Origin of the sequence: Actinomadura darangshiensis (assembly GCF_004349235.1) — a bacterium.
Lineage (GTDB): Bacteria > Actinomycetota > Actinomycetes > Streptosporangiales > Streptosporangiaceae > Spirillospora > Spirillospora darangshiensis.
The window spans coordinates 1-12,364 of the sequence record NZ_SMKY01000262.1 but is presented as its reverse complement, the minus strand read 5'-3'; the positions used below and the strand labels follow the sequence as shown (position 1 = coordinate 12,364).

General features: G+C 71.7%; 12 protein-coding genes and 1 pseudogene. 10 read left to right on the top strand and 3 right to left on the bottom strand.

Annotated features, from left to right (window positions below; all coding sequences use genetic code 11):
- The 3 genes and pseudogenes from E1293_RS36615 to E1293_RS36605 form a co-directional block, all read right to left on the bottom strand.
- Positions 1–226 (bottom strand): annotated as a pseudogene (locus E1293_RS36615) (ABC transporter permease); the annotation flags it as partial.
- Positions 223–1,191: an ABC transporter ATP-binding protein gene (locus tag E1293_RS36610; RefSeq protein ID WP_132202975.1), complete on the bottom strand. Its 969-nt coding sequence runs from the start codon at positions 1,189–1,191 to the stop codon at positions 223–225. The gene E1293_RS36610 and the pseudogene E1293_RS36615, both read right to left, overlap by 4 nt.
- Entirely contained in the window at positions 1,188–1,685 is a 498-nt protein-coding gene (locus E1293_RS36605; protein WP_132202973.1) for a MarR family winged helix-turn-helix transcriptional regulator, read from the bottom strand. Before E1293_RS36605 ends, E1293_RS36610 begins: the two co-directional genes overlap by 4 nt.
- Positions 1,686–1,920: 235 nt before the next feature.
- On the opposite strand from E1293_RS36605, the gene argC reads away from it, so the two are divergent.
- The 10 genes from argC (at position 1,921) to tyrS (ending at position 11,756) form a co-directional block, all read left to right on the top strand.
- Positions 1,921–2,949 (top strand): N-acetyl-gamma-glutamyl-phosphate reductase, encoded by a 1,029-nt coding sequence (gene argC, locus E1293_RS36600; protein WP_132202971.1) that lies wholly within the window; start codon positions 1,921–1,923, stop codon positions 2,947–2,949.
- Positions 2,946–4,103 (top strand): bifunctional glutamate N-acetyltransferase/amino-acid acetyltransferase ArgJ, encoded by a 1,158-nt coding sequence (argJ, locus tag E1293_RS36595; protein ID WP_132202969.1) that lies wholly within the window; start codon positions 2,946–2,948, stop codon positions 4,101–4,103. The genes argC and argJ overlap by 4 nt, the downstream gene beginning before the upstream one ends.
- A gap of 23 nt (positions 4,104–4,126) precedes the next feature.
- On the top strand, positions 4,127–5,041 hold the full coding sequence (argB, locus tag E1293_RS36590; RefSeq protein WP_132202979.1) for an acetylglutamate kinase: 915 nt from the start codon (positions 4,127–4,129) through the stop codon (positions 5,039–5,041).
- On the top strand, positions 5,038–6,222 hold the full coding sequence (locus E1293_RS36585) for an acetylornithine transaminase (protein WP_132202967.1): 1,185 nt from the start codon (positions 5,038–5,040) through the stop codon (positions 6,220–6,222). The genes argB and E1293_RS36585 overlap by 4 nt, the downstream gene beginning before the upstream one ends.
- 11 nt (positions 6,223–6,233) lie before the next feature.
- Complete coding sequence (argF, locus tag E1293_RS36580; protein WP_132202965.1) at positions 6,234–7,151, top strand: ornithine carbamoyltransferase; 918 nt, start codon at positions 6,234–6,236, stop codon at positions 7,149–7,151.
- 8 nt (positions 7,152–7,159) lie between these two features.
- Complete coding sequence (locus E1293_RS36575) at positions 7,160–7,663, top strand: arginine repressor (protein WP_132202977.1); 504 nt, start codon at positions 7,160–7,162, stop codon at positions 7,661–7,663.
- 151 nt (positions 7,664–7,814) lie between these two features.
- The gene (gene argH, locus E1293_RS36570) at positions 7,815–9,233 is read left to right on the top strand and encodes an argininosuccinate lyase (protein ID WP_132202963.1); all 1,419 of its coding nucleotides are present in this window, start codon (positions 7,815–7,817) and stop codon (positions 9,231–9,233) included.
- A gap of 73 nt (positions 9,234–9,306) precedes the next feature.
- On the top strand, positions 9,307–9,942 hold the full coding sequence (locus E1293_RS36565; RefSeq protein ID WP_132202961.1) for a DNA-3-methyladenine glycosylase: 636 nt from the start codon (positions 9,307–9,309) through the stop codon (positions 9,940–9,942).
- Positions 9,935–10,402 carry a hypothetical protein gene (locus E1293_RS36560; RefSeq protein WP_132202959.1) on the top strand — a complete coding sequence of 156 codons (468 nt, stop codon included), beginning with the start codon at positions 9,935–9,937 and terminating at the stop codon, positions 10,400–10,402. The genes E1293_RS36565 and E1293_RS36560 overlap by 8 nt, the downstream gene beginning before the upstream one ends.
- Before the next feature lie 76 nt (positions 10,403–10,478).
- Positions 10,479–11,756: a tyrosine--tRNA ligase gene (gene tyrS, locus E1293_RS36555; RefSeq protein ID WP_132202957.1), complete on the top strand. Its 1,278-nt coding sequence runs from the start codon at positions 10,479–10,481 to the stop codon at positions 11,754–11,756.
- Positions 11,757–12,364: the final 608 nt, after the last annotated feature.

Below are 12,364 nucleotides of genomic sequence, written 5' to 3'. Positions count from 1 at the left end.
CGCCCGGCCCGCCCGCCATCGCGCCGCCGCCGAGCTTGGGCAGCACGTAGGCGAACACGAACACGAACATGACCGGCTGGACGAGGACCCGGGTGAACGTCGCCACGAAGTTCTTGCGCATGACGCGCCCCTCGCGCGCCATCATCGCGGCGAACGTGCGCGGGATCGTGGCCCGCGCGGGCGGCGGCGGAGCCAGGACGGCGGGTGCGGCGGTGGACGCGCTCATTCGCGGTAGTCCCTTCCGGTCAGGGTGAGGAAGACGGTCTCCAGGCTCGGGCGCAGCTGGGTGGCGTCGGTGACGCCGACCCCGGCGGCGGAGCCGATGCTCACGAGTTCGCCGAGGATGCCTTCGGGGTCGGCGGCGAAGACGCGGACCTGGCCGTCGTTGACCTCGACCTTGCTGATGCCGTCCCGGTCGCCGAGGGCCTTGATCTCCCGCGGCGCGGCGGCGTCGTAGGTCACGGTGATGACGGTGTCGGCGCCCGCATTGGACTTGAGCTGGTCCACCGTGCCGCTGGCGAGGATCTTGCCGTGGTCGACGACCGCGACCCGGTCGCAGAGCGCCTCGGCCTCCTCCATGTAGTGGGTGGTGAGGAGGATCGTCTGCCCGGCCGCCTGCAGCCCCCGCAGCACCTCCCACAGGTTGGTGCGGGTCTGCGGGTCGAGGCCGGCGGTCGGCTCGTCCAGGAACAGCACCTCGGGCCCGTGCATGAGCGCCCGGCAGATCATGACGCGCTTGGCCTGCCCGCCGGAGATCTCGAAGGGGTTTCCGCCGCGCGTCTCGGTGAGCCCGAACAGCTCCAGCAGCTCGGTGGCGCGCTTGCGGGCGTCGCGGGCGCCGAGCCCGAAGTACCGGCCGCGGAACTCCAGGTTCTCGGCGACGGTCAGTTCGCTGTCGAGCGTGTTGTTCTGCGAGACCACGCCGATGCGGCGCTTGATCTCGACGGCGTCCTTCACCACGTCCAGGCCGGTCACGCGCGCGCTGCCGCCGGTCGGGACGACGAGCGTGGTGAGCATGCCGATGGTGGTGGACTTGCCCGCGCCGTTCGGGCCGAGCAGCCCGAAGAACTCGCCGCGCGGGACGTCCAGGTCGATGCCCTGCACGGCGGGCACGGCGGGGCGCGGCCCGGACGCGGGATAGGTCTTCTCGAGGCCGTCCGTGTGAACGGCGGACGCTGAGGGGTCGCTCACGCGCCGTCTCCCTTCGTTTCCTCTTCGTGGGAGTAGTTCTCGAACTGCTTGATCAGGTTGAGCAGGAACCTGCGGACGGCCGGCTCGTCGCCCTCCTCGACCACGTTGTAGAGCGTGTGGAGGTCGTGGCCGATCGGCTTGGACTTCTCGGCGAGCAGCCGCCGGCCGGAGTCGGTGATGCGCAGCATCACGCCGCGGCGGTCCCGGTAGGAGCGTTCGCGGCGCACGTGCCCGTTGCGTTCCAGGGTGTCGACGACCGAGGTGACCGTGGCGGGGGTGACGAGCAGATGCTTGGCGACCTCGCCGGGACGCAGCCCGTCCTCGACGATGAGCAGGCGCAGCAGGAAGAACCCCGCCGGGCTGATGCCGTGCCGCTCGATGAGTCGCCAGACGATCGGGCCGGACATCCGGGATGCGGCACCGAAGAGCCGGCCGACCGGCCATTCCTCCATCGGGCCGAGCTGCTTCAGGTCCCCGAGACCGAGGTTCTCCATGGAGGTGATGTTAGACCTCTGATGTTTAGACAGCAAATCTTTAGACCTCTAACTATATTCGGTGGCCGATGTCAACATAGGTTGACGTGTGGACGATGTCAACCAATGTTGACGATCCGGTCCGGAGGCGGCTGTGGCGCTCGTCTCAGCGGAGCGGAAAACCGCAGCTCATCGTTGAATAGACATCCAGCCTCATGCATACTCTTGCTTGACGCTTCCGAAGGGCAGAGTGGACATGGGAATCCGGACGGCGGTCGCCGGCGCCAGCGGGTACGCGGGCGGCGAGGTGCTGCGCATCCTGGCGGGACATCCAGAGTTCGAGATCGGCGCGCTGACGGCGGGCTCCAACGCGGGCACCGAGCTGGGCGCGCACCAGCCCCACCTGCGATCCCTGGCCGGCCGCGTGCTGGCCGAGACCACCCCGGACACGCTCTCCGGCCACGACGTCGTGTTCCTCGCGCTGCCGCACGGCCGGTCCGGGCCGATCGCCGAGAGCCTCGGCGCGGACGTCCTGGTCGTCGACTGCGGCGCCGACCACCGGCTCGCCGACGCCGCCGACTGGGAGAGGTTCTACGGCACGCCCCACGCGGGCACCTGGCCCTACGGCCTCCCCGAACTGCCCGGCCACCGGGCCCGGCTGCGCGCCGCCAAGCGCGTCGCCGTCCCCGGCTGCTACCCGACGGCGGTCTCCCTGGCGCTGTTCCCCGCGTTCGCCGCCGGGCTCGCCGAACCCGACGTCGTCGTGGTCGCCGCGTCCGGCACCTCGGGCGCGGGACGGGCCCTCAAGCCGCACCTGCTCGGCAGCGAGGTCATGGGCTCGGTGTCCGCCTACGCCGCCGCCGGCACGCATAGGCATACGCCCGAGATGATCCAGAACCTCAGCGCGGTGGCGGGGGAGCCGGTCACCGTCTCCTTCACCCCGACGCTCGCGCCGATGAGCCGCGGCATCCTCGCCACCTGCACGGCGAAGGCGCGGCCCGGCGTCACCGCGGCGACCCTGCGCGCCGCCTACGAGGAGGCGTACGCGGGCGAGCCGTTCCTCGGGCTGCTCCCGGAAGGGCAGTGGCCCGCCACGTCCATGACGCTCGGCGCGAACACCGTGCTCGTCCAGACCGTCCTGGACGAGGCCGCCGGCCGCCTCGTCGCGGTCGCCGCCGTCGACAACCTCGCCAAGGGCACCGCGGGCGGCGCGGTGCAGAGCGCCAACCTCGCCCTCGGCCTCCCGGAGGATCTCGGGCTGACCACGATCGGAGTGTCCCCTTGAGCGTCACCGCCCCCCGCGGTTTCCGCGCCGCCGGCGTCGTCGCCGGGCTGAAGGACAGCGGCAGCCGGGACCTGGCCCTCGTCGTCAACGACGGGCCGTCCCGCGCGGCCGCCGGCGTCTTCACCCGCAACCGCGTGAAGGCCGCGCCGGTCCTGTGGTCGGAGCAGGTCCTCAAGGGCGGCCGCGTCCACGCGGTCGTGCTGAACGCGGGCGGCGCCAACGCCTGCACCGGGAGCGCCGGCTTCCAGGACACGCACGCCACCGCCGAGAAGGCCGCCGAGGTCCTGGCCGACTCGGCCGGCGAGGTCGCGGTCTGCTCCACCGGGCTGATCGGCGAGCGGCTCCCGATGGACCTGCTGCTGCCCGGCGTCGGGAAGGCCGCTGCCGAGTTGTCGCGCGGCGACGGCGGGCTCGCCGCCGCCGACGCGATCCGCACCACCGACACCGTCGCCAAGATCTCCTTCCGGCCGGGCGCCGGCGGCTACATGATCGGCGCGATGGCCAAGGGCGCGGGCATGCTCGCCCCGTCGCTGGCGACCATGCTGTGCGTCATCACCACCGACGCCGACCTGCCCGCCGAGACCCTGGACCGCGCCCTGCGCGCCGCCACGGGCGCCACCCTCGACCGGCTCGACTCCGACGGCTGCATGTCCACCAACGACACCGTGCTGCTGCTCGCCTCCGGCGCCGCCGAGGTCGTCCCGGACGAGGACGAGTTCACCGCACTGCTCACCGAGGTGTGCGGCGACCTCACCCGGCAGCTGCTCGTCGACGCCGAGGGCGCGTCCAAGGCCATCGCGATCGAGGTCGTCGGCGCCGCGTCCGAGGACGACGCCGTCACCGTCGGACGCTCCATCGCCCGCAACAACCTCCTCAAATGCGCCATCCACGGCGAGGACCCCAACTGGGGCCGGGTGCTGTCGGCCGTCGGCACCACCGACGCGGTCTTCGAACCGGACCAGGTGAACGTCGCGATCAACGGCGTGTGGGTGTGCCGGAACGGCTCGTTCGGCGACGACCGCGACAAGGTCGACCTGCGCCCCCGCGACGTGACGATCACCGTCGACCTGTCCGCGGGCCCGCACAGCGCCACCGTCTGGACGACCGACCTCACCGCCGACTACGTCCACGAGAACTCGGCGTACTCGACATGAGCGCCGTCACCACGGGCGCCGAGATGCGCGAGAACCGCATGGGCGTCATGTCCAAGGCCGAGACGCTGATCAAGGCGCTGCCGTGGCTGGAGCGGTTCCACGGCAAGACCGTCGTGATCAAGTACGGCGGGCACGCGATGACCGACGAGGAGCTGCGGCACTCGTTCGCCGAGGACATCGTGTTCCTGCGCTACGCCGGGCTGAAGCCGGTGATCGTGCACGGCGGAGGCCCGCAGATCAACGCGGCGCTCGCCCGCAACGGCATCGACTCGACGTTCACCGCCGGGCTGCGGGTCACCACGCCGGAGGCCATGGAGGTCGTCCGGATGGTGCTGACCGGCCAGGTGCAGCGCGACGTCGTCGGCCTGATCAACCGGCACGGGCCGTTCGCGCTCGGCATGTCCGGCGAGGACGCGAACCTGCTCACCGCCGAGCGCAAGCACGTGATCGTCGACGGCGAGCCCGTCGACATCGGCCAGGTCGGCGAGATCGTCGAGGTGCAGGTCGGGGCCGTCCGTGCGCTGCTGGACGACGGCCGCGTCCCGGTGATCTCCAGCATCGCGCGCGGCGACGACGGCGAGGTCTACAACGTCAACGCCGACACCGCCGCCGCCGCGCTGGCCGTCGCGCTGGACGCGGCGAAGCTGGTCGTCCTCACCGACGTCGAGGGCCTGTACGCCGACTGGCCGGCCAGTGACGACGTGATCGACCGGCTCGGCACCGACGAGCTGGCCGTCCTGCTGCCGGACCTGTCGGCCGGGATGGTGCCGAAGATGGAGGCATGCCTGGCGGCCGTGCGCGGCGGCGTCCCCCAGGCCCACGTGCTGGACGGGCGCGTGCTGCACTCGCTGCTGCTGGAGATCTTCACCGACGAAGGGATCGGAACGATGGTGCTGCCCAGCCTCCCGGGCGACACGCCGGCGGGGGAGCCGGCATGAGCGGTCTCAGGGAGCGGTTCGAGGCCGCGTTCATGCCCAACTACGGCGTCCCGCCGGTCGCGCTGGCGCGCGGCGCGGGCTGCCGGGTGTGGGACACGGACGGCAAGGAGTACCTAGACCTGATCGCGGGGATCGCGGTCAGCTCGCTCGGGCACGGCCATCCGGCGCTCGTCGAGGCGGTGTCGTCGCAGGTCGCGACGCTGGCGCACACGTCCAACCTGTTCCTGCACGAGCCCGAGGTGCTGCTCGCCGAGCGGCTGCGCGAGCTGCTCGGCGGCGACGGCAGGGTGTTCTTCGCCAACAGCGGCACCGAGGCCAACGAGTGCGCGCTGAAGCTCGCCGTGAAGTACGGGAAGCAGAACGGGCGGTCGTACTTCGTCGCGGCGGAGAACGGGTTCCACGGGCGGAGCATGGGGGCGCTGTCGCTGACCGGCAAGGCGGCGATCCGGGAGCCGTTCGGGCCCTACGCCATCGATGTCCGGTTCGTCTCGTACGGGGACGCCGACGCGCTCAAGGCCGCGGTGGACGAGGACTGCGCCGCGCTCTTCCTCGAACCCGCCCAGGGCGAGGCCGGAGTCGTCCCGCCGCCGGACGGGTACTTCGCCGCCGCCCGCCAGATCTGCGACGCGACCGGCGCGCTGTTCATCGCCGACGAGATCCAGTCCGCGATCGGCCGCACCGGCACCTGGTTCGCGTTCGAGCACGAGAACGCCAAGCCCGACATCCTCACCCTCGCCAAAGGCCTGGGCGGGGGACTGCCGATCGGCGCCTGCATCGCGTTCGGCCCGCACGGCGGCCTGTTCGCCAAGGGCGACCACGGCAGCACGTTCGGCGGCAACCCGGTCAGCGCGGCGGCGGCGCTCGCCGTCCTCGACACCATCGACCGGGACGGCCTGCTCGCCAACGCCGCCTCCGTGGGGGAGGCCCTCACGACCGGCCTCGACGCCATCGGCCACCCGCTGCTCGCCGGCGTCCGGGGCCGCGGGCTGTGGCGCGCCGCCGTCCTCACCGGGCCGCACGCGCCCGCCGTGGAGGCCGCCGCCCGCGACGCCGGGTTCCTGATCAACGCGCTCCAGCCGGACGCGCTGCGGATCGCGCCGCCGCTCACCCTCACCGCCGCGCAGGCCCGCTCGTTCACCGCCGCGTTCCCCGCTATCCTCGACGCCGCCTCCCCCGAGTAGGAGACCCGACCGTGACCAGGCACTTCCTGCGGGACGACGACCTCACCCCCGCCGAGCAGGCCGAGGTCCTCGACCTCGCCGCCGCGGTGAAGAAGGACCGGTTCGGGCACCGGCCGCTGGAGGGCCCGCGGTCGGTGGCGGTGCTGTTCGACAAGCCGTCCACCCGGACCCGGCTGTCGTTCGCCGCCGGCATCGCCGAGCTCGGCGGCAACCCCCTCGTGATGGACGCGGGAACGAGCCAGCTCGGCCGCGGCGAGACCATCGCCGACACCGCCCGCGTCCTCGAACGGCAGGTCGGCGCCATCGTGTGGCGGACGGCCGGGCAGGAGCGCATCGACGAGATGGCCGCCGGCACCACCGTCCCGGTCGTCAACGCGCTCACCGACGAGTTCCACCCCTGCCAGATCCTCGCCGACCTGCAGACCGTCCGGGAGGCCAAGGGCGTCCTCGCCGGCGTCACCCTCGCCTACTTCGGCGACGGCGCCAACAACATGGCGCACTCCTACCTGCTCGGCTGCGCCACCGCCGGGATGCACGTCCGCGTCGGCGCACCGGCGTCGCTGCCCCCGGACCCCGCCGTCCTGGCACGCGCCACCGAGATCGCCGCCGCGACCGGCGGGTCCGTGACCGTCACCGACGACGCGGACGCGGCCGCCGCCGGAGCCGACGTCCTCGCCACCGACACCTGGGTGTCCATGGGGCAGGCCGGCAAGGACACCTCGCTCTACGAGCCGTACGCCGTGACCGAGAACCTGCTCGCCCTCGCCGATCCGGAGGCGATCGTCCTGCACTGCCTGCCCGCCTACCGCGGCAAGGAGATCGCCGCGTCCGTCCTGGACGGCCCGCGCAGTAGGGTCTGGGACGAGGCGGAAAACCGGCTGCACGCCCAGAAGGCGCTGCTCATCTGGCTTCTGGAGCGCTCCCTGTGACGACCCCCATGACCAAGGCCGCACGGCACGCCCGGGTGATCGACCTGCTGACCCGGCACCCCGTCCACTCGCAGGGCGAACTCGCCAAACTGCTCGCGGACGACGGCGTCGACGTCACCCAGGCGACCCTCTCGCGCGACCTGGTCGAGATCGGCGCGGTGAAGCTGCGCGCCGACGACGGCAGCCTGATCTACGCCGTCCCCGGGGAGGGCGGCGACCGGATCCGGCGCGCCCGCACCGGCGCCGCCGAGACGTTCACCGGACGGCTCTCCCGGCTCGCCGCCGAACTGCTCGTCTCCGCCGAGGCGTCGGCCAACCTGGTCATGGTGCGGACCCCGCCGGGCGCCGCCCAGTACCTGGCCTCGGCCATCGACCACGCCGAGTGGCCGTCCATCCTCGGCACCGTCGCGGGCGACGACTCGATACTCGTCATCGCCCGCGACCCCACCGGCGGAGAGGACGTCGCGCAGGCGCTGCTCAGGCTGATCGGCGGGCGCGAACGACGAGGCTAGCGCCACGGGACCCGGCCGATCCGCCGTACCCTGTGGCGCAGCGACCGCGCGTGACGCGCCCCCCGCCCCGAGCGGCGGGACGGCGTGGTGAGATGGCCGTACTGACATTGCAAGGACCGAACGACCAGCGGTGGGAAGAAGAGGATTCTCCGTGACCAAGGCACCGACGCGGCTGTGGGGCGGCCGGTTCGAAGGCGGCCCGTCGGACGCGCTCGCGCGGCTCTCGGTGAGCGTCCAGTTCGACTGGCGGCTCGCCCCCTACGACCTGATGGGCTCGCGCGCGCACGCCCGCGTCCTCAACCGGGCGGGGCTCCTCACCGACGACGAGCTTGAGCGCATGATCGGTGCCCTGGACGACCTGGAGACGGCGTGCCGCAACGGCGAGTTCCGTCCGACGGTCGCCGACGAGGACGTCCACACCGCGCTGGAGCGCGGCCTGCTGGAGCGCCTCGGCGCCCTCGGCGGCAAGCTGCGCGCCGGCCGCAGCCGCAACGACCAGGTCGCCACCGACCTGCGCCTCTACCTGCGCGACCACGCCCGCCAGATCGTGTCCCGGCTGGTCGAGCTGGAGACCGCGCTGATCGCGCAGGCCGAGCACAACCTCGGCGTCGCCGCGCCCGGCATGACGCACCTGCAGCACGCCCAGCCCGTGCTGTTCTCCCACCAGCTCCTCGCGCACGTCCAGCCGCTGACCCGCGACATCGACCGGCTCCGCGACTGGGACAAGCGCGCGGCGGTCTCGCCGCTCGGCTCCGGCGCGCTCGCCGGCTCGTCCCTGCCGCTGGACCCGCAGGCCACCGCCGCCGAGCTCGGCTTCGACGCCGCCGCGCCCAACTCCATGGACGCCGTCGCCGACCGCGACTTCGTCGCCGAGTTCCTGTTCGCCGCCGCGCTGGCCGGCGTGCACCTGTCGCGGCTCGGCGAAGAGGTCTGCCTCTGGGCGTCGCAGGAGTTCCGCTGGATCGAGATGGACGACACCTACGCCACCGGGTCGTCGATCATGCCGCAGAAGAAGAACCCCGACGTCGCCGAGCTGGCGCGCGGCAAGGCCGGCCGCCTCATCGGGCACCTCGTCGGCCTGCTCACCACCCTCAAGGGCCTGCCGCTCACCTACAACCGCGACCTGCAGGAGGACAAGGAGGGCGCGTTCGACGCCGTCGAGACGCTGCTGCTGGTCCTGCCCGCCATGTCCGGGCTCATCGCGACGATGCGGGTGAACACCGAGCGGCTGGAGGCCCTCGCCCCCGACGGCTTCGCCCTCGCCACCGACCTCGCCGAGCTGCTCGTCCGCCGCGGCGTCGCGTTCCGGGACGCCCACGAGGTCGTCGGGCACCTCGTCGTCTGGTGCCAGGTCAACGACAAGGACTTCGACGACCTCACCGACGAGGAGCTCGGCAAGGTGTCGCCGCACCTGACGCCCGACGTCCGCGAGGTGCTCAACGTCCAGGGCGCCCTGGCGTCGCGCAAGGCCTACGGCGGGACGGCGCCCGACCGCGTCCGCGAGCAGATCAGCGCGCTGCGCACGCTGGCGAACGAGCACGCCGCCTGGGCCACCGGATCGGACGCCTGACCGGTGCGCGCCCGTCCGGGACGCCCCATAGGCTGATCGACCGGCGGAATGTCCCCTAGACCACGGTGAGGCGATGGACGCAGCGCTGCTGCCCCGGGAGTTCTTCGGCGGCCCGGTCGACGAGATCGCGCCGTCGCTGCTCGGGCATGTGATCACGCACCGAACCCCGGACGGCGAGGTGGCCGCCCGGCTCACCGAGGTGGAGGCGTACGCGGGCCCGCTGGATCCGGCGTCCCACGCCTACCGGGGTCGGACGCAACGCAACGCCGTCATGTTCGGGCCGCCAGGGCACGTCTACGTGTACTTCACCTACGGCATGCACTTCTGCATGAACCTGGTCTGCGGCCCGGACGGGACGTCGTCCGCGGTGCTCCTGCGCGGGGGCGAGATCATCGCGGGGGAGGAGATCGCCCGGGCGCGCCGCCCGCGCTCGTCCGTCCGCGACCTGGGCCGCGGCCCGGCCCGGCTGTGCCAGGCGCTGGGCATCGCCCGGGAGCAGAACGGCCTGGACGTGTGCACGCCCGGGGGAGCGATGACCGTCCTCCGGGGCCGCCCCGCCGACCCCGCGCTGATCCGCAGCGGACCCCGCACCGGGGTGAACGGCGCCAAGGAGGTCCCGTGGCGGTTCTGGATCGACGGCGACCCGACCGTCTCCCCGTACCGCGCGCACGTCCCGCGGCAGCGAAAGAAGATCCCCGCCAGTGACTGAGCCCGCCCCGCCAGGGCCGTATCCCGCACCGGGCCCGCACATTGCGCCGCCGGCACGTCCGGCACGCAGCGCCGGACGAGCGGTGCTGGGCGCGATGGGCTACGTCCTGTTCCTGACGCTTCTCGCCATCGTCGTGCTCGACGGCTCGCTCCACCGGACGGACCGGATCGGCCAGGTCTACCGGCAGCCGTCGTCCGTGAAATACCCGGACGGAAGCACTCACTATCTCGGCGTCGTCCACACGCGAAGCCGGCTGTTCGGCCGACACCAGAACTATGAGCTCTACGCAGGACGCGATCCCGGCCTGAGCTACGGCTACTTCGTCCGCCTCGGCTTCGGCGCACCCGAGGAACGACTCGTGATCAAGGCCGTCGCATGGAGCGGCGGCGGTGTCCGGGTGACGTTCGCCTCGGGACACGTCGTGTTCGTTCCGGCTCACCACTACCTGGGCGGCCGTTGAATATCGTTGGCCTGACACACGCCCGCCCGTGCAGGCTGGTGGGGATACGGAAAGCAAGCCGGAGACGAGGAAGACCGTGACCGACATCCTGGACGATCTCGCGTGGCGCGGCCTGATCGCGCAGTCCACCGACCTGGACGATCTGCGGGCCATGCTCGCCGCGGGACCGGTCACCCTCTATTGCGGCTTCGACCCGACGGCGCCGTCACTGCACCTCGGCAACCTGATCCAGATCCTCACGCTGCGGCGCTTCCAGCACGCCGGCCACCGGCCCATCGGCCTGGTCGGAGGGGCCACCGGCCTGATCGGCGACCCGAGCGGCAAGAGCGCCGAACGCGTCCTGAACTCCGAGGACACCGTCGCCGGCTGGGTCGAGCGGGTGCGCGGGCAGGTGTCGCGGTTCCTCGACTTCCGCGACGGCCCGACCGGCGCGACGATGGTCAGCAACCTCGACTGGACCGGCCCGATGTCGGCCATCGAGTTCCTGCGCGACATCGGGAAGCACTTCCCGGTCAACCGGATGCTGGCCCGCGAGACCGTCAAGGCGCGGCTCGACTCGACCGGGATGAGCTACACCGAGTTCAGCTACGTGCTGCTCCAGTCGATGGACTTCCTTGAGCTGTACCGGCGGCACGGCTGCCGGCTGCAGACGGGCGGCAGCGACCAGTGGGGCAACCTGACCGCGGGCGTCGACCTCATCCGCCGCGTCGAAGGCGGCAGCGCGCACGCGCTGACCACGCCCCTGCTCACCAAGGCGGACGGGTCCAAGTTCGGCAAGACCGCGGGCGGCGAGACCTACTGGCTCGACCCCGACCTGACGTCGCCGTACGCGTTCTACCAGTTCTGGTTCAACGCCGACGACCGGGACGTGGAGCAGTACCTGAAGTTCTTCAGCTTCCGTCCCCGCGAGGAGATCGAGGACCTGGTCAAGCAGGGCGCCGACCGCCCCGCCGCCCGCGCCCCGCAGCGGGCGCTCGCCGAGGAGATGACGACGCTCGTCCACAGCGCGGACGAGACGGCCCGGGTCGTCGCGGCCTCCCGCGCCCTGTTCGGCCAAGGCTCCCTTGACGAACTGGACGAGCGGACACTGCAGGCGGCGCTCGCCGAGGTACCTCGCACGGAGGTGCCCTCGGGCGAGTTCCCGACCGTGGTGGACCTGCTGGCGGCGTCGGGGTTGTGCAAGAGCAAGTCCGAGGCACGCCGTGCCATCGCCCAGGGCGGCGCCTACCTCAACAACGCCAAGGTCGAGTCGGAGGACGCCGCACCGACGGCTGCGGACCTCCTGCACGACCGCTTCCTCGTCCTGCGACGCGGCAAGCGCAACATTGGAGGCGTCGAGGTCACCGCGTCCTGAAGCACCCCGCGACCGCCCGTCCGGACCCAGTACCGGGCGGGCGGTCGCCATCGTGGGACCAAAATTCGGTAGATACACGTCACAGTGCGGTTACGGGGACCTGCGCCAGGGCATGTTCCAGGCCCTGAAAAGCGCTGTTGACCTGGGTGTTCATCCCTAACCAAGGTCGATTTGACGCCCCTGTCACCTGGACCTAATGTTCTACACGCCCCACGGGGAAGCGGGACGCCGACAGGCGGTCGGCCCTGAGGGGAAACCTCTACCAACCATTCGGGTGGGACTCTGTGTCGCCCAAAATGGGACGTATGAGGCCGAACCGCCCCAAAGTTGGTTAAACGGGACGGATCGGGTACGATCGAAGGGTTGCCCCGGAGCCGGGGACCTGCGAGAGCGGGGTTCGGCGCGGTGGGTGTCCGTTTCTTGAGAACTCAACAGCGTGTTAAAAGCCAGTGCCTTTATCGGCTCGGCCTCTTTTTTGGCTGGGTCGCCCCGTGCCGCCCCTGTTGGGGGTGGTGGGGATTTCTTTGAGGCAACACGACCCCTCGTTGTGGGGGGTTGTTTGTCAGGATTGTTTCCGAGGTTTGGTCGGCTGGGGTTCGCCCCCTGGT